This window comes from Mucilaginibacter lappiensis, from assembly GCF_050433765.1.
Classification (GTDB): Bacteria; Bacteroidota; Bacteroidia; order Sphingobacteriales; family Sphingobacteriaceae; genus Mucilaginibacter; species Mucilaginibacter lappiensis_A.
In genome coordinates this window covers 224777-242625 of record NZ_JBNPWP010000005.1, presented here as the reverse complement: position 1 = coordinate 242625, position 17849 = coordinate 224777, and the positions used below count along the sequence as shown (strand labels likewise).

At 41.5% G+C, this 17849-nt stretch carries 13 protein-coding genes and 2 pseudogenes; 12 read left to right on the top strand and 3 right to left on the bottom strand.

Going from position 1 to position 17849, the window contains the following annotated elements:
- Nucleotides 1-52: 52 nt before the first annotated feature.
- On the bottom strand, nt 53-2248 hold the full coding sequence (locus tag M2273_RS17295) for a PAS domain S-box protein (RefSeq protein WP_429399004.1): 2196 nt from the start codon (nt 2246-2248) through the stop codon (nt 53-55).
- A 181-nt stretch (nt 2249-2429) separates the two neighbouring features.
- A pseudogene (locus M2273_RS17290) lies at nt 2430-2602 on the bottom strand (DUF3606 domain-containing protein).
- Nucleotides 2603-2806: 204 nt separating this feature from the next.
- Here M2273_RS17290 and M2273_RS17285 point away from each other — a divergent pair.
- The 5 genes and pseudogenes from M2273_RS17285 to M2273_RS17265 form a co-directional block, all read left to right on the top strand.
- Entirely contained in the window at nt 2807-3181 is a 375-nt protein-coding gene (locus M2273_RS17285; RefSeq protein ID WP_429399003.1) for a response regulator, read from the top strand.
- Between the two features lie 165 nt (nt 3182-3346).
- Nucleotides 3347-3583 carry a YtxH domain-containing protein gene (locus M2273_RS17280; protein ID WP_429399002.1) on the top strand — a complete coding sequence of 79 codons (237 nt, stop codon included), beginning with the start codon at nt 3347-3349 and terminating at the stop codon, nt 3581-3583.
- 84 nt (nt 3584-3667) lie between these two features.
- Nucleotides 3668-3916 carry a hypothetical protein gene (locus M2273_RS17275; RefSeq protein WP_429399001.1) on the top strand — a complete coding sequence of 83 codons (249 nt, stop codon included), beginning with the start codon at nt 3668-3670 and terminating at the stop codon, nt 3914-3916.
- A 153-nt stretch (nt 3917-4069) separates the two neighbouring features.
- Entirely contained in the window at nt 4070-4261 is a 192-nt protein-coding gene (locus M2273_RS17270; protein ID WP_429399000.1) for a cold-shock protein, read from the top strand.
- A gap of 123 nt (nt 4262-4384) precedes the next feature.
- Nucleotides 4385-4636: pseudogene (locus M2273_RS17265) on the top strand (DUF892 family protein); the annotation flags it as partial.
- A gap of 44 nt (nt 4637-4680) precedes the next feature.
- Here the strand turns inward: M2273_RS17265 and M2273_RS17260 are convergent.
- Nucleotides 4681-5811 carry an ATP-binding protein gene (locus tag M2273_RS17260; protein WP_429398999.1) on the bottom strand — a complete coding sequence of 377 codons (1131 nt, stop codon included), beginning with the start codon at nt 5809-5811 and terminating at the stop codon, nt 4681-4683.
- A gap of 441 nt (nt 5812-6252) precedes the next feature.
- Between M2273_RS17260 and M2273_RS17255 the strand changes: the two genes are divergently transcribed.
- From M2273_RS17255 to ahr, 7 genes are all read left to right on the top strand, one after another.
- Nucleotides 6253-6855 carry a peroxiredoxin gene (locus tag M2273_RS17255; protein ID WP_429398998.1) on the top strand — a complete coding sequence of 201 codons (603 nt, stop codon included), beginning with the start codon at nt 6253-6255 and terminating at the stop codon, nt 6853-6855.
- 193 nt (nt 6856-7048) lie between these two features.
- Nucleotides 7049-8218 carry a GmrSD restriction endonuclease domain-containing protein gene (locus tag M2273_RS17250; RefSeq protein WP_429398997.1) on the top strand — a complete coding sequence of 390 codons (1170 nt, stop codon included), beginning with the start codon at nt 7049-7051 and terminating at the stop codon, nt 8216-8218.
- 630 nt (nt 8219-8848) lie between these two features.
- On the top strand, nt 8849-11968 hold the full coding sequence (locus M2273_RS17245; protein ID WP_429398996.1) for an ABC transporter permease: 3120 nt from the start codon (nt 8849-8851) through the stop codon (nt 11966-11968).
- 175 nt (nt 11969-12143) lie between these two features.
- Nucleotides 12144-14792 (top strand): phosphoenolpyruvate synthase, encoded by a 2649-nt coding sequence (gene ppsA, locus M2273_RS17240; RefSeq protein ID WP_429398995.1) that lies wholly within the window; start codon nt 12144-12146, stop codon nt 14790-14792.
- 236 nt (nt 14793-15028) lie between these two features.
- Nucleotides 15029-15610, top strand: a complete 582-nt coding sequence (locus M2273_RS17235) for a Crp/Fnr family transcriptional regulator (RefSeq protein ID WP_429398994.1) — start codon at nt 15029-15031, stop codon at nt 15608-15610.
- A gap of 85 nt (nt 15611-15695) precedes the next feature.
- On the top strand, nt 15696-16427 hold the full coding sequence (locus M2273_RS17230) for a hypothetical protein (protein ID WP_429398993.1): 732 nt from the start codon (nt 15696-15698) through the stop codon (nt 16425-16427).
- Nucleotides 16428-16797: 370 nt separating this feature from the next.
- Complete coding sequence (gene ahr, locus M2273_RS17225; RefSeq protein WP_429398992.1) at nt 16798-17820, top strand: NADPH-dependent aldehyde reductase Ahr; 1023 nt, start codon at nt 16798-16800, stop codon at nt 17818-17820.
- Nucleotides 17821-17849 lie beyond the last annotated feature (29 nt).

Below are 17849 nucleotides of genomic sequence, written 5' to 3'. Positions count from 1 at the left end.
GAAAGAATTATACCTAATGACAACCGTTATTGATTTTAAAAGCTCTTGAATTTTAAAAATCAGTCAGATGTGGTTGATCTATCGGCAAACTAAAATAAAAGGTCGATCCCTTACCCGGCTCGCTTTCTGCCCAAATGTGGCCGTCATGCCGTTCAATGATCTCCGATGACAAGTACAGGCCGATTCCAAAGCCTGAAATATGACTGTTGTTTTGCACCCGGTAATAGCGTTTAAAAAGGTGCTTTAAATGATGCTTTTCGATACCGATCCCTTCATCGCTCACACTAAAATGGGCAAAGCCGCCCTCGGTAACACAAGCAACCTGGATAGTGCTTCCTGTTTTTGAATATTTGACCGCATTGCTGATCAGGTTATTGATCACGTGGCTGATCTTATCTTTGTCCGCAAAAAGCGGGGTCGGCTCTACGGGGTGGAAAATAAATGTATGTGTTGAATTCATTAATATGGTTTCAGCTTCGCTTTCTTTAACAAGGTCAGCCATATCGAAGTGTTGTTTATCGATCTGGATCTTGCCTGATTCCAAACGGGATACATTTAGGAACCCATTGATCATGGTGGTCATTTTACGGACCTGCTTAACGGATTGTTCGAGCGCATTTACCGTAAAATCATCGGCGTTATTTTGCGCCTTCTGACTCAGCATTTGCAAATATGCGTTGAGTGAGGTCAGTGGTGTTTTCAATTCGTGACTGACCATGCCTATAAAATCATTTTTACGGGCCTCATCCTGTTTTCTTTCCGTAATGTCCCTGGCGATCTTGGAAAGGCCGATGATGTTGCCGTCACGGTCCCTGACAGGCGAAACGGATACGGAAACATCGATTAACCGGCCGTCTTTTGTCAAACGCTTGGTCTCAAAATGCTCCAGACGCTCACCTGATTTCAGCCTGGATAATATTTGTGGCTCTTCGTGGTGCCGGTTCTCCGGGATCAGTTTATAGATCGTTTCGCCGATCATTTCTTCAGCGGTGTAACCAAATATCCGCTCGGCAGATTCGTTCCAGCTGGTAATCACGCTTTCCAGCGTTTTACTAACGATAGCATCGTTGGAAGAGGCAATGATCGCGGCAAGCTTGGCGCTTTTTTCTTCCGCCAGTTTTACATCGGTAATATCAAGCACGGTACCGATAAAGCGAGTCGCTTGTTCCTCGTCGAAATATACGGCCCCTTTGACTTTTATCCAGCGGGTTTCCCCGTCATCATAGCGGACGATCTTGTAACTAAGATCATAGGGACTTTGCTGGTCCGGCCGCATACTTCCCGCAATTCTTTCCAGCACTTTGCTACGGTCTTCCGGATGGATCAATCCGGTAAATAATTCGAAACTTGGTTCCTGGTTTTGAGGTATCCCATAAATTTGACGGCATTCTTTTGACCAGTGAAGTTCCCCGCTCTGCGGATTGTAGTCCCAGGTACCCAATTGCGTAGATTCGATCGCCATACGCAGGCGGGACGAACTGGCGACGAGTTCCTGATTTGCATGCTGAAGCTGGTGTTGGGTCTCGGTCAGTTCTTCATTAGAGGCGGTGAGTTCTTCATTGATCGCCGCATGCTCTTCATTCGAGGCAGCCAGTTCTTCGTTAAGTCCCTGCTGTTCATTGAAACTTTCCTTGTATCTGTTTTCGCTTTCTGCTAATTCGCGGGTACGCCTTGCCACACGTTCTTCAAGCTGCGTGTTTAGCATGGCCAAATTTTGCTGAGTTTCCCGAAGTTCGATATTGGTCCGTAGCAATTCTGCATTAAGGACTTTCATCTGTTCCATAGTTGCCACTTGTTCCAACTGGCTTTTAAGCAGTGCCTGCTCAGTAGTAACCTTATCAGTCACATTTGTTGCCAGTTGGATGATATAAGCGACATTTCCATCGTTATCCAGCACCGGCGTATGGCTGGGATCCCAGTAACGCGTAATGAATTTGCCCGGATGGTTCCTATCTGGTACATCATAACGCTGTATGCGCATATAATTTGGTTTCTTAGTGCGCAACACTTCCTGGAGCGAAGCCTTGATATTTTGTACCCCGTCATCGCCGTCCGGCAAGTCGGGGTTGTCCGGAAATGCGTCAAAAATATGTCTGCCGTTGATCGCTTCACGGGTGGCCCCGGTCGCCTGCAGATACAGATCACTGGCCGTAATAATATACAGTTCAGGGGATAGCACCAGATACATATTCGGCGCGGTCTCCAGTGCTTTCAGGATTTCGGGACCTGGCCCTTTAGTCACAGACATTTTTTACCAAATTATATATTACAATACTTTTCCGCCTTTTTAAACAATCTCTCAAATCAATTCCCGTGCCCAAACCAATGATCCTTTCAGCTGGCAATCATCACGCAAGCGGGATTGTCATATTTTGAGACTAAATCAGGATCGGCGTCCTGTTCCCTGGGGCATTCGATCCGGCCCATCCCTATTTGTTGAGATATTCCCGTACGGCCGCTGCCGAAGTACCTGCAGCAGCTACAGCTTCCTTTAATTTCTCCCTACTGACACTCAGTTCTTGGTCCAGTATTCGACTTCATAATTTTCATTCAGATTGATCAGTTTCCTATCCGGGCTACCGGTTTTCGTTTTATCGTCCATAGTTTAATGATTAGTTTTTAATTTAATAATTTGCTAAGAACAACACATCGGACAGATAGTTTTAGGTTGACCTTAAATGGAAACAGACTGTAGGCTGGTGCTTAATTCCCCGTGTTGTTAGATGGAGTTTAATTTATTTCAGCACAATTAGCCTATTTGGCAGATTGCGGATAGATTATTGCTTTACCGTCCAGGGCTAAGCATATGTTAAAAAAAATACTGATCGTGGAAGACGATTCCGATATATTAGAGATACTGACTTATATACTGGAATCGGATGGTTATGAAGTTGTGCAGTCGGAAGATGGACAAGCCTGTGAACATTTGCTGAAGATCCTGCCGGATCTGATCCTGATGGACATTAGGCTGAAACCACCGGGACAAAATGGAGATATGATCTGCCTCCGGCTCAAGTCCAAGTCTTCTACCCGCTGTTTTCCGGTGCTGCTATTATCGGCAGAGATGGGTCTGCAGGCATTAAGCAAGGCCTGCGGAGCTGATGGTTTTATCAGCAAACCTTTTGATTTAGGAGTACTTAAAGAAAAAGTCCACGAGATCATTCACCGTCCAAACTTGTAAAATTTCACAGAGCATGAATTGTTAACGCGCTTAAAGAATTTAGACGATACGGTGGGTCGAAAATTGACTTACAAATTATAAAATTCCTTTTTTTGGCAGGAATTTAATTTTCTAATTTTACCCCCTAAGAATACATTGCGAAATTAACTTTATAAAAAATTGACTATGAAAAATCCATTTAAAAAAAGTGATCCTACCGCAATTATCGCGGGCGTCGCGATTGCCAGTATCGCTGCTGGCGCATTAGCGTATCTTTTTCTATCCGAAAGCGGCGGCGAAACCCGCAAAAGTTTGAAAAAAAAGATCGAAGAGATCGCCAAGGAGGCTGTTACTAAATTCAATGACCAAAAAGAAAAGTTCGCCCAAAAGGCAGGTGCCGCTAAAGAAGAGGCGGCTAATTAAACTCGCTACCGCATGTTAACGCATCCTGCTCAGGCGGGATGCGGTTTTTTAAGTGAACTAACCCATATCTTGATTATACTCCTTATGTGTAAACTAACCCTGACGGAATTTAATAAGCTGAGTATACATGACCAGGAGGAAGTTATCTGGAACGGCACTTTTTTAGCTGACCGAGAGGAAAATGGCCTGATCGTGCGATTATATGGGCTGAGCGCATTTTATGGAGAAGTGTTTTATGATGCCCATACTAATAAAGTGCTAAAGGTTAGGGCTTTTATTAACACCAATAACCTCGTGCCTTACCTTGCACACATTAAATTTACCTTGCATTGAAACAGGCAGAGATGACGACGTGACCCCATTCAATTTTCAAAAGAATAGCGACATTTAACTATCCGCTAACTAATGGCGGCGCTAAGATTAACGATTTAATAGTGATTAACCAAATTAAAATAGTATCTTTCAGAAATATTTAATAAAATTATAATGCAACAAGGAACAGTAAAATTTTTTAATGAAACAAAAGGTTTCGGATTTATTACACCTAACAACGGTGGTAGCGAGATTTTTGTTCATTCCAGCGGTCTGATCGACAACGTTCGCGAGAACAGTGTTGTTAACTACGACGTTGAAGAGGGCCGTAAAGGACCTAACGCAGTAAATGTACAAGTAGCTTAACATCTATAAAAATTATTGTGGGCATCCTCCTTAGCGGGAGGATGCTTTTTTTTTGCTTAAAAATCCGGTCAGCAATTTCCACTTGTTTTTGCAGATCGAAATAGGGAAAGCGGGTTAGCCGGACTAGTGGATGATGCCTTCCCAGATATCAAATTACATGCCGGCGAGCCGGAACTCCGGGATCTTTCCATTGCTTTTTATATGCAAAACATCGAAAGCATGGAGATGGCATCTTTTCAGGTGCTGCAAATGGCCGCCGTTAAATTAAAAAATAAACAGATCAAACAATTGATCAAAGAAAACTACGATGAAGCTAAAGCTGACCGTACGTTATTAATACTCATCACCCCAAAATATATCACCGCAAAAGCTTAAAGGCTACAGCAATCAGGATAATCGCGGTACGTTTTTTACCAGGCTCAATTTACAGGAAGTGTAAACTTAAACGTACTGCCTTCACCCGGTTCGCTTTCCACCCATATTTTCCCGTCGTGTCTGCTGATGATCTCGGAGCATAAATAGAGGCCGATACCAAATCCTGTAACCTTTTCAGTCTCTTTACTTTCAACTCGGTAATGCGGAAGGAAAACTTTGTCTATTGCTTCCTGAGCTATACCCAAACCTTGGTCCAGGACGCTGATTTCCACCATTTCCCCCTGCAATTTACATGAGATTCCGATAGATGTCCCTTTTTCAGAATATTTTGCCGCATTGCTGAGCAGGTTAACAAGTACCTGTTCAATTTTTTCCCGATCAGCATTGACCTGAATATTTTCACAGGGCGTAATCGTAATATGGTGAGAGGAAGTCACAAAAAGCGTTTCTTCAACTACTTCCGCAATCAGCTCATCTACGCTGAACAACTGTTTATTGATGTGGATCTGGCCTACCTCAGCGCTTGATAAATTAAGGAGGCTATTGATCATATTAAGCATTTTTCTTACTTGCTTGTCAACCTTAGATAATGCACCGGTAGCGAATCCGTCCTTTTGTTTTTTTGCCCAATTACTTAGCATCTGGACATAGGCTTTCAAAGCAGTCAGGGGCGTTTTTAACTCATGGCTAACCATACCTATGAATTTGCTCCTTTTCAGTTCGTTCTGTTTATGTTGCGTGATATCCATCACGATCCCGGAAAAGTAGCTGCTGGTTAGGTCAGGATTTGTAAAGCCGCCCGTTATACTTAACCACCGGCTTTGATGGTCGTGTAAACCAATAACCTGATATTCGACATATAAGTTGGTTTGTTTTTTATAAGCGTTCTCAATAGCCGCGATGGTATTTTGCCGGTACTTTTCAACCACCTGCTGCATAGCGGCATCAAACGTCATCTCTTCGTCCGGAGCAAAACCGAATAATTCTTTCGTACGGCTGGACGGCATAAATTCCCCGGTTACCGCATTAATCACCCATATACCTACATTGGCAGAATCGATCGCGATCTGAGCAAGGTCGAGGGGCGGATGCAGCTGCCTGGATTCGGTTGACGAACCATCTTCAGGAAATTCATTGATATTGTTATTACTCAAAGTCAGGAATTGTGTTTGCAAAAGTACTATATTTTATGCAAACCTTGAATGGAAACACTTATGATGAAAACGTATCGAGCATATTGAGATGGTAAGAAAGGAGACTTCGGCATAGTCAACCTGTTGAGATTCGATTATTCTTTTCGAAGTTGCAGCTATACTTGGAAAGATAAAGCAAATTTTGTATTTTTAAATCGTAAGATTTGTAAATAGTCTGCATCAAAAAGTGGTTGGCAATTTCGGTGCGTACCCAATTTGAAACCATATAAAATATTGAAAGTCAATTGGTTGCGAGTCGAGTTCGATTCCCCTACGGGCTACAAAGCCGCTTTACGAAAGTAGAGCGGCTTTTTTATTACTGTGCAGCTGCAATTCACAGTAATATTTTGATGACAGACAACCTTATTCTGTAGACTATCGTAGCTTTGATAAACACTCATTATAAGTTTAAATCAATCAGCCATGATCAAAAAATATTATTGCCTGTCTTTTTTAGTTTTCAGCTCTTCGCTCCTAACAACCCTGTCTGGCCTTGCCCAATCGAAGATGCTATCAAAAGGAGATGCAGCGCCAGTATTTACTGCTCAAGCCAGCCTGGGGGGCAGTGAATTTAATTTTTCGTTGAAAAAATCCCTTGCTAAAGGACCTGTTGTGGTTTATTTCTACCCTTCTGCCTATACCGGCGGCTGTGATGCAGAAGCACATGCTTTTGCTGAACTTAAAGATAAATTTACAACGGCAGGAGCTACCATTATCGGTGTATCTGGAGACGATATTAAGCGACTGAATACATTTTCTTCTGATCCGAATTACTGTGCAGGCAAGTTCGCGGTTGCCTCAGATGCCGGAGGTAAAATTGCAAAAACCTATGGCCTTGTCATGACACCACCAAAGCTTGGGATGAAAGACGTGCGTGGTATAGAGGTTAACCACGGTTTCATCCCACGAACTACTTATGTCATTGGTAAAGACGGTAAAATTGCGGCTGTCTTTTCATCAGAAACTGATCACATTTCAGCTACTGACCATGTTGAAAAATCGTTAGCGATTGTAAAAGGGATGTAATTCACGGGTCCCGGATTCAATATTTGTCCTGCTCTCATTAGCGAATAGGACGAGCATTAAGACGCTAAACGTTTTAAATCAGCAAGAAAACGGTTCGATATCTTTCCCGTACGGGCTACTAAGCCGCTTTACGAAAGTGAGCGGCTTTTTTTATTTTATATATTTATACTTCTATAAGATTAAATCTATTAAGATGCTAAGAAGTGAATTAAGATATGCCATATGGGTGGCTCATGGGAAAAGAGATGCATATAGTGGTGATAGGATAGAGAATTTTGAGGACTTGGAGATAGATCATATTATCCCAAAATCGACAGACAAAATATTACTCCAGGAAAAAATTTCTAAATATGATTTAGGCACTGATTTTAACCTGAATTCATTAGCCAATTTATTGCCAACTTCTAAGTTACTAAACCGGCAGAAATCACATTCCGCCTTTAATGAATCTTCTGAAAGATTTTACTTAGCTTATGCCAAGGAAAAAAAAGCAAAAATTGAAGACGAATGTAAAAAAGCAATCAAAAATCGTAAACTGAAGGAGAAAGTACAATTTGGGAAAAGCTATTCAATTGTTGACCATAACGAACCGACATTCAATCCATCGTATTTCAACTCTGATACATTGATTGTTCTAAATGCTCTTTTGCCATCGAAATTTATTGAGTTGGGCAGTTGTGCAATTGAGTTTTATGAGGTCAGTAACATGATCACATTAAATCATGACCAGATTGTGCATTTAATTGAGCGGAGCAAAGAATATACTCTAGAGGAAGTATTATTACATTATTATAATGAGAAAAGCGAAACAGCATTTGTAATAATTGGCACAAGTTCGCTTCACTTAAAAAAAGAAGCATACAATCAATTAGTAACCATTCTGAAGGATTTTTTAAGAGTATATGTGGAATTTTCACCACGGTTTAAAATGTTTATGGGTATTGGTAACCTTGAATTGTACCAATCGAGAGAATGCTATAAAATGACGACAATAACATCTGTAGAATGGGACTTCATAATTTCTTACGCTGCTCAAAATGATCATGATAGCTCAAATAATAATTCGTTCTATTTTAGTTCAAACTCCAACTGCTTAATTGCCGTTAATTCTGATGACCCAATTATCGTCTTTACACTATCACCGGTGTTTGAACGTGATAGGGTAACCTTAATATGGCACTTGCCGCACAAATATGACCGAAAATTTATTGAAGATGACAAAGTGTGGACTGCGCAGAGAACACTTAATTGGCTTTTGCAATTGCTTAAAAATAATAAAAACCTAAATGCACGGATAGAAACAAAACAATCAAAAACAATAAGAGGGTCAATATTTTCCAGAATAAGAAATAGTTTTAGGTAAAATGTACAGACTTTAGCCCAAGTCATCCTCAACTTGCTAAGCTTTTTAAATCATCAAGAAAGCGGTTCGATATCTTTCCCCTACGGGCTACAAAGCCTCCAACTTTCACTGGAGGCTTTTCTGTTTTAATCTGCTTATTTGCGACAACGCCAACAAGGCTGGGGAAGCCAATGGCCTTATGTGCAATTCAAAACCGAATGTCCAATGTTCGCTTCCGTAACAGCAAATATTTCAATCGCCGTATAATTTTCTATATGCCAATATGTTGTAAATTTGGAACAGCCTTTGGGTTATCTAAATTACTTGAATCCCTATATACTCCATATTAACCTGTATGACCTGGCCTCCATGGGAACCCTGTTCTCGGGGCTTACACTTGCGCTGCTTTTAGCGTTAGCAAAAAGGGAAGGCCAAACAGCCAACCTGTTTTTAAGTGCAGCCTTAGCCATAGTGGCACTGAAGACTGGCGGACTTTCACTGATTTTTTTACCTGCGCTTGGGCCGCTGTTGTACTTTTATGTGCGACAGCTAACAAACCCGCATCGGCATTTCCGCCGGAAAGATATGCTGCATTTTTGCCCTTTGCTGGTAGGGTATTGGATGCCGGACTGGCTGATTTTAATTTCGGTCATGATCTATTTGTACCTGTCGCACCGGCTGATACAGGATTTCTATAGCCGCTTGCGGCCGGTGCTGATGGACAGGCCCCGTTTTGCTTTCAGGCGGCTGAATAGGGCGCTGCTCCTGCTCGGTTCGTTTTGCGTGTTATCGCTGTTTAGCGATATTTTCTATTTGGCTGTTGCCCTGGTGCTGATTGGAATGGCCGCGGACGCAATACTGAAACCGGATAGTAGTGTCCAGCTGGCAATGCCAATAACTGATAGATCAGATGCTAAGGAGAAAAGCCGGAGGCTAAAGGAAGCCGTGGCTGCAAATCGGCTCTACGAAGACGCCGAACTGACGCTGACCACATTGGCGGTTAAACTGGTAATCCATCCGCATGACTTATCCCGGATCATTAACCTGGGACTGGATAAGAACTTCAGCGATTTTATAAATGAATTTCGTGTGCGTGAAGTTGTCGGGAAAATGCAGGATCCGGCCTTTGATAACCTCACCTTACTGGGAATTGCGTACGAATCAGGGTTCAATTCTAAAACAACCTTCAACCGGGTTTTCAAAGAGATGACCGGCAAAACCCCGGTGGAATATAAAAACGGCTTGAAAAAAGAGGTGTCAATTGATAAGTTGGCACCCCGGTCACCAACAAGGCTGGTAATATTGCGTTCAGAAAGCCCGCCAATTTGGGCTTATGAAAAATTAAACCGCAATTATATGTTTAGAAATTATTTAAAAGTTGCTTTAAGGAACATTTGGAGGAACAAGGCCTTTTCTGCTATAAACATAATCGGATTAGCATTGGGTTTGGCGATCTGTTTCCTTATTTCACTATTTGTAATTGATGAATTAAGCTATGATAAGTTTAATTTAAAGGCAGACAGAATTTTCCGTGTTAATGCTGACTTCAAAGTGAACGGAACTCAATTTAATGCCCGCGAGACCCCCCCTTCGATGGCTTCAATATTGGTTAACGAGTACCCACAAATTGAAAATGCGGTCCGCATTAAAAGTAATGGGAAAATTTTAGTTAAAAAGGGGAATGAGACCTTAAGCGAGGATAATTGTTTTTATGCAGATAATGCATTATTTGATGTGTTTACAGTACCTATGATTGCGGGAGATGCTAAAAGTGCTTTATCACAGAGTCATTCATTGGTAATTTCAGAGAATATTGCGAGAAAATATTTTAACCGTACAGATGTAATAGGTAAAACTATGCATTTGGATAATGCAACTGACTATAAAATCACTGGGGTAATAGAAAATACACCAGTACAGTCCCATTTGCATTTTGATTTTATTAAATCAATAAATGAATTACCCGATAGAAATTTCCCTGATTGGAGTAATATAAGTTACATTACTTACGTGTTGGCACGACCTGGTGTCACTCAAAACGAATTAGACAATTACCTCAAAGGAGCCACAAAGAAACATGCGGAACCTATTTTGTTGAGAGACCTTCATAGTTCATTGTCGGATATTGAAAAAAACAGCGGTCATTTTAGGTTTGTGACTATTCCCCTGACAAAAATTCATTTATACTCCACATTAACGGATGAACAGGAACCATCAGGCAATGCGGAATACGTTTATATATTTACTGTAATTGCCATTTTTATATTATTGATCGCTTGTATAAATTTCATGAACCTTTCAACAGCCCGGTCTGCTGGCCGTGCAAGAGAAGTAGGGGTTAGAAAGGTTCTTGGATCTAACAAAGCCCAATTAATTCGACAGTTTTTAATTGAATCAATCATAACAAGTTGCTTTGCAGTAGCTATTGCTTTTGTTATCGCTATTTTGCTGCTTCCATATTTTAACGATTTATATGGCAAGCAAATCACTTTTAGCTGGCTTACTAATATATGGTTTATACCTGTACTAATAACAATTACATTAGTGATTGGTGTTATTGCTGGCTTATATCCCGCATTTTTCTTGTCCGCCTTTCAACCTATAAAAGTGTTAAAGGGTAAACTGGCGGTTGGGTTTAAAGGCAGTATGCTTCGTAGCGGTTTGGTTGTTTTTCAGTTTGCAACCGTAATAATTCTAATTGTTGGTACGCTCGTCATATACAAACAATTAAAATATATTAGCAATAAAAAGTTAGGCTATAACCGCGATCAGGTTTTGATATTAAAAAACACAAGCGCATTATTCCCGCATGCAAAATCTTTTTTAAACGATGTGATAAAAATGACAGGTATTCAGTCAGGTACAATGACGTCTTGTCTTCCTACATCTATTAATAATTACACCCAAGTTTACGGAAAGGATGCGTCTTTAAGTAAAGACCAGACCATGGCATTGGCCACTTGGTCTGTTGATGAGGACTATATCCCGACATTAGGGATGCAAATGGCTGATGGCAGAAACTTTTCCAAACAGATGTTAACAGATTCCTCAGCTGTTATTGTCAATGAAACGGCTGCAAAAATGCTTGGGTACCAACAACCGGTAAATAAGTTTATTTATGGACCGGGTGGAGTTCCTTTCCATATTATTGGTGTAGTAAAGGATTTTAATGCGGGCTCATTACATAGTAAAATATCCCCCCTGGTATTTAGAAATGCATTAGATAACGGGGCTATGGCTTTTCGGGTCGAAACTAAAAACCTGTCAACGCTTATTTCTGAAATAAGAATGTTATATCATACAAAATACGCAAATATGGCCGGCCAGCCATTTTCTTATTCCTTCATGGATGAAGAATTTAATCATCTCTATCAGTCTGAGCAAAATATTGGAAGAATATTTATTTCATTTTCTTTTTTTTCAATACTGATCGCATGTCTTGGCCTATTTGGTTTAGTTACCTACGCTGCAGAACAACGCATAAAGGAAATTGGCATTCGAAAGGTGCTCGGTGCCAGTATAACTAACTTAATAATGATGCTTTCCAATGATTTTTTGAAGTTAATCGGTATCGCTGCCCTTATTTCTTTTCCGATTGCTTGGTGGGGAATGAGCCTATGGCTTCAAGACTTTGCATATAGGACAAGTATTAGCTGGTGGATATTTGCGGCAGCCGGGCTCGGCGCTATTTTGATTGCACTCATAACGGTGAGTTTCCAGTCGGTTAAGGCCGCACTGGCCAACCCGGTCAAGAGTCTTCGGTCGGAGTAGCTATAAAATTCCACTTAAAAGATAGCACATAAAGTGCCCTCTCAACCACTCTTGTTGTAAGGATAACGTCCATATTTTCACCTTATTGCGCGAAAAAAAATATAGTTGAAAAACGTTATTTTAATACATCATACCTTATATTTTTGGTTTTGCAATCTCTAAAAAAGCCATCATTATGATACCGGAAAACAAAAAAGCAGAAGAAAATATGAAGACCCATATACTTGGTTTTCAGGAAATCGACAGATCAAAGTTTATGGTTGCAGGAGGCAAAGGCGCTAATCTGGGCGAACTATCCGGAATCAAGGGGATACGGGTACCGGAGGGTTTTTGTGTTACCACTGAAGCCTATAAAAAAATAACCGAAGATAATCAGGAGCTTAACAGCTTGCTGAATGAATTAACGCATTTTAAGGCAGAAGAGCGGGAAAGTATCAGCGAGATCAGCGCAAAAATCCGTATGGCTATAGAAAGAACCCCCATTTCTGAAGATATAGCAGAAGAGATTGCGGGTTATCTCACCAAATTCGATGAAAAAGATGCCTTTGCTGTGCGGTCCAGTGCTACGGCGGAAGACCTGCCTACGGCATCCTTTGCAGGCCAGCAGGATACCTATTTGAACATTATCGGAAAAGAGGCCATCCTAAAGCATATCAGCAAGTGTTGGGCATCGTTATTTACCGATAGAGCGGTAATTTATCGCCTTCAAAGCGGCTTCGACCATCGTAAAGTTCACCTGTCTGTTGTTGTTCAAAAGATGGTTTTTTCACAGGCGGCAGGAATTTTATTTACTGCCGATCCTATAACTGGTAACAGGAAAGTGTTATCCATTGATGCCAGCTTCGGTCTTGGTGAGGCTATGGTCTCGGGCCTGGTGAATGCTGATCTCTATAAAGTATGTAATGGCAAGATTATCGATAAAAAGATATCCACCAAGAAACTGGCTATTTATGCCTTACAAGATGGCGGTACGAAGGAACAGGAGATTGAGTCGGAACAGCAGAATAAACAAGCGCTGACGGATGAGCAGATCTTACAGCTTGAGCGCATAGGCAGAAAGATCGAAGAACATTTCGGCCGCCCACAGGACATCGAATGGTGTTTGGCAGATGATACATTTTATATTGTACAGAGCAGGCCAATCACTACTTTATACCCGATCCCTGAAGCGAATGATCAGGAGAATCATGTTTATATATCTGTTGGCCACCAGCAAATGATGACCGACCCCATGAAACCACTGGGATTGTCTTTATGGCAGTTAAGAGCCGGTAGGCCCATGTATAAGGCTGGCGGAAGGTTGTTTGTTGATGTTGCGGATAGCCTGGCTACACCTGCCGGCAGAGAAAATTTATTAGAGGCCATGGGGCAACATGATCCGCTGATAAAAGACGCATTGCTGACCATAGTAGAGCGGGGAGGTTTTATAAAGTCGTTGCCAAATGATGAAAAAGGACCGGTGCTTGTTAAAAGCAATAAGGGTATGTCGTCCGCAGATATTTTGGCGCAAGTGGGAAACGACCCGGCAATCGTTTCTGATCTTATTAAGGATAGTGAGACATCGGTAGAAGCGCTAAAACAAAGCATCCAAACGAAATCGGGACCAAATCTGTTTGATTTTATTCTGGACGACATCCAGCAATCAAAGAAGATGATATTTCATGCACAACATATGGGTGTGATCATGGCTGCAATGAATGCTTCAGCGTGGATCAATGAAAAGATGAACGAATGGTTAGGTGAAAAAAACGTAGCAGACATACTTTCTCAATCCGTATCAAACAATATCACTTCAGAGATGGGCCTGGAACTATTGGATGTGGCAGATGTGATTCGCCCTTGTCCAAAAGTAATTGAGTATTTACAACAGGTAAAGGATGATAACTTTTTGGATGAACTGGTTAAGTTTGATGGTGGACAGGAAACCCGCGACGCTATTTATGCTTATCTCCACAAATACGGCATGCGATGTGCCGGTGAGATCGATATTACGAAAACCCGCTGGAGTGAAAAACCATTAATACTTGTCCATATGATTCTTGGTAACATCAAAAACTTTGAACCTGGGGCCGGCAAGCGAAAATTTGAACAGGGGCTACAGGAGGCTCTGAAGAAAGAACAAACGTTGTTGGATCGATTGAAGCAATTACGGGATGGTGAACAAAAAGCAAAAGAAACAAAAACAATGATCGACCTGATCCGGAATTTCGTCGGTTATCGTGAATATCCAAAATACGGTATAGTTAACCGCTTCTTCGTTTATAAGCAGGCTTTGCTGAAAGAAGTCGAACAACTCGTACAAGCCAGCGTTATTCGCGATAAAGAAGATACCTATTATCTCACTTTTGAAGAATTGCGCGAAGTTGTACGCACCAATAAATTGGATCAGCAGCTCATCAGCAAACGAAAATACGAACACCAATTATTTGAAAAACTAACTCCGCCACGTGTTATTACGTCTGATGGTGAGATCGTTACAGGTAAGTATAAACACGATGATCTCCCGGCCGGGGCTATTGCAGGGTTGGCTGTTTCATCCGGAGTGATAGAGGGACGGGCACGTGTAATCTTAAACATGGAAGATGCTGATCTGGAAGATGGAGATATATTAGTAACCTCATTTACCGACCCCAGCTGGACCCCGCTGTTTGTATCCATAAAAGGCCTGGTAACTGAAGTTGGTGGATTGATGACCCATGGAGCAGTTATAGCACGTGAATATGGCTTGCCGGCAGTTGTTGGAGTGGAGAATGCTACCAAACTGATCAAAGACGGACAACGGATCCGGGTGAATGGAACGAACGGATATGTAGAAATACTATAAATTAAGCTGCTTTTTGTTAGTGAAGGGAAAAGAAGGGAGCGTGGACTTGAGGACCGTGTTAGCAAACAAGACAAGGAAATAACTTGGAAGATTTATGCAGATTATCAAGCATATTTAAAGACGCACAGTGTCGGTTTTATGCTGTTAATGAAGGCCAAAAGTGGTAAGATACCCGGATTTTTCGGCAGAGTTTATTACTTTTAACTTGTAAAAGAGGAGTTCACACAAAGCAAACGATGAATAAAGATAGTTTAATTCAGTTTATTCAACAGGTATTGCCAATGAGCCCGGCCAGGGCAGAGCAGGTGGTGGCCAAGTTTAAGCCGATGCAAATTGAAAGAAATGAGTATATTTTGGAGGCAGGCAAAGTTTGCAGCGAATCTCATTTTATTGAGAAGGGCGTTATCAGATCCTATACGTATGACCTCGAAGGCAATGAGGTAACAACTGCGTTTTATTCAAAAGATACTTTTACGAGCGACTTGCTCTCATTCTTCAAGAGAAGTCCTGCAAAAGAATATATCCAAACAATCACCGATTGTGAAACCTGGTATATAACTTACGATGATATGCAGGCAAGTTTCCATACCATCCCGGAGTTTCGTGAATTTGGACGGCTGAACATAGTGAATAACTATAGCACGTTGAAGGAAAGAATGTTGTCGATGTTGCAGGAAACGGCGGAACAGCGATACAACGATTTAATCAATTCGAGTCCGGAAATCTCTCAAAACGTGCCTTTAAAGTATATCGCCTCCTACCTTGGTATCACCGACACTTCGTTAAGTAGAATAAGAAAGGAGTTTACGAAAAAATAGCCCGTTGCTGATTTCTTGCCATTTGCTAAGTGTAAGCTGAGACATTTGATTTTCCTTTGTCTTATTAATTAAAACAATATATCAAATGGCAAATCACGTATCAGGCATGCCTCTCTGGGCCGTCATATTATTTATTGCAAGTTTTCTTTATTCAATCGCTTTCATTACCAAACCGGCAAAACAAGCAGCGCTCGACGCTGGCATGACGCCGCGCAAATCAAGAAATATTCAGATCGGTATTTTTGGCTTTTACTTTGTTTATCTCGTTTATGTTTCGGTGTTCGCCTTAAAAGGTGTGTTTGACGTCAATTCCCTACCGCCTAAAGTAATGGTTTGGGCTGGTATGCCGTTAATGGTCATCTTATTTGGATTTATTGGCAATACTGGATTATTTAAGACATTACTCCGGTCAATTACACTCGAATCGCTAATCGCCGTACATGTATTCCGGGTTGTTGGCGTATTTTTTATTATTCTTTATTGCTATCACCTTCTGCCTGCGAAATTTGCTTTTTCGGCTGGCCTTGGAGATATCATTACCGCAATTTTAGCATTGCCAGTAGCAAAGATGGTTTCAAGGGGAAATCCATGGCGAATAACTGCTGTTTATGCCTGGAACATTTTCGGCATACTTGACGTCATTGATCTGCTTGTGATTGCGGTTATTATCGGTGCTAATGGTAATCTCCGGGAAATGACTGTATTTCCGTTTGTTTGGTTCCCCGCTTTTGCGCCCGCCACCATCTTATTTTTACACACCGCGGTTTTCAGAAAATTGCATCAGCTGAAAAATCCACAAACTATTCATAACGGTTAATAGTTGATTTTCTAAAACCGTTAAAATCGAATTCAGGTGTTCAAAGAATCTTTCATCGCTACAAAGCCTTCAACGAAAGTTGGAGGCTTTTTTTGTTATGGATAGTCTGAAGACTTCGGACAGCGAGTTACTTGGAAACCTGGTGAAGCGCATCCCGAACCTTATATAGCATTTTTTTTCATCGCTAAATTGTGATATAAAGTATCAATGTTTTTTTAAATTTATACTCAATAATCTATAAACCAACAAAATAACGCAGGCGCCCAAATGTTATATACTGCTTTATACAAATGAATATGCCCGGAACAGTAATGAATAACTTTTGTGTGCAGGTTTGAAACAATTATCTATAAACAAATAAAAATTCGTTATGTCAACAGTAAAAGCATGGGCGGCCCTTGAACCAGGCGCCAAACTAAAACCCTTTAATTACGAAATGGCTACCTTAACCGCTGAAGAGGTGGAAATAGAGGTTGAATATTGCGGGTTATGCCATACGGACTTATCCTTTATTAAGAACGAATGGGGTACTATCCCATTTCCTTTGGTTCCGGGACATGAGATCACGGGAAGGGTTGTGGCTATGGGAGAAGTAGCCAGCCAAAAAGGACTAAAAATTGGCCAAAAGGTTGGTGTTGGCTGGAACAACGTAAGTTGCGGGCATTGTGCGCCATGCCTTGATGGAGACCAACATCTATGTTATGAAGTTAAAGCTACAATTTGGGGAAACCACGGCGGTTTTGCCAACCGGGTGAAAGCTCATTGGATTTGGACTGTACCGATTCCTGATAATTTGGATAGTGCGGATGCCGGACCATTATTTTGCGCTGGTATTACCGTCTTTGCTCCGCTGATGGAATATGGGGTGAGGCCAACAGACAAGATAGGTGTTTTCGGTATAGGGGGATTGGGTCACCTGTCCGTCCAATTTTGCCACGCCTGGGGCGCGGAGGTTACTGCGTTCTCCTCAACGGAATCGAAGCGTGATGAGATCGTGAAGCTTGGGGCTGACTATGTAGTTTCCAGTAGAAACACGGATGATTGGGCATCGTTAAAGGGTAAATTTAACCTGATCATTATTACGGTGGCCGTGCCATTGGACTGGGATAAAATCATTGAAATGCTTGCCCCGAAAGGCCGTTTACATTTTGTTGGTATCATATTCGAGCCTATTCCAGTCTCCGTAGTCGCATTATTAGGAACACAGAAAGCAGTATCCGCCTCGCCTGGAGGTTCAAGGGGGGTATTGGACAAAATGCTTCGTTTTGCGGCCCAGCACCATATTAAACCAATGACAGAACATTTTCCGATGAGCAAAATCAATGAAGCTATTGAACACCTGGAATCTGGTAAGGCAAACTACAGGGTAGTGTTGGACGCCGATTTCAAATAGTGAATACAGGGCAGAAAGCTGAATCCTTC

Excerpts from the sequence above, each read along its gene's own strand:
- M2273_RS17295 (WP_429399004.1), bottom strand. The coding sequence starts at position 2,248 with ATGTCTGTGACTAAAGGGCCAGGTCCCGAAATCCTGAAAGCACTGGAG.
- M2273_RS17285 (WP_429399003.1), top strand. The coding sequence starts at position 2,807 with ATGTTAAAAAAAATACTGATCGTGGAAGACGATTCCGATATATTAGAG.
- M2273_RS17280 (WP_429399002.1), top strand. The coding sequence starts at position 3,347 with ATGAAAAATCCATTTAAAAAAAGTGATCCTACCGCAATTATCGCGGGC.
- M2273_RS17275 (WP_429399001.1), top strand. The coding sequence starts at position 3,668 with ATGTGTAAACTAACCCTGACGGAATTTAATAAGCTGAGTATACATGAC.
- M2273_RS17270 (WP_429399000.1), top strand. The coding sequence starts at position 4,070 with ATGCAACAAGGAACAGTAAAATTTTTTAATGAAACAAAAGGTTTCGGA.
- M2273_RS17255 (WP_429398998.1), top strand. The coding sequence starts at position 6,253 with ATGATCAAAAAATATTATTGCCTGTCTTTTTTAGTTTTCAGCTCTTCG.
- M2273_RS17250 (WP_429398997.1), top strand. The coding sequence starts at position 7,049 with ATGCTAAGAAGTGAATTAAGATATGCCATATGGGTGGCTCATGGGAAA.
- M2273_RS17245 (WP_429398996.1), top strand. The coding sequence starts at position 8,849 with ATGATCTATTTGTACCTGTCGCACCGGCTGATACAGGATTTCTATAGC.
- ppsA (WP_429398995.1), top strand. The coding sequence starts at position 12,144 with ATGATACCGGAAAACAAAAAAGCAGAAGAAAATATGAAGACCCATATA.
- M2273_RS17235 (WP_429398994.1), top strand. The coding sequence starts at position 15,029 with ATGAATAAAGATAGTTTAATTCAGTTTATTCAACAGGTATTGCCAATG.
- M2273_RS17230 (WP_429398993.1), top strand. The coding sequence starts at position 15,696 with ATGGCAAATCACGTATCAGGCATGCCTCTCTGGGCCGTCATATTATTT.
- ahr (WP_429398992.1), top strand. The coding sequence starts at position 16,798 with ATGTCAACAGTAAAAGCATGGGCGGCCCTTGAACCAGGCGCCAAACTA.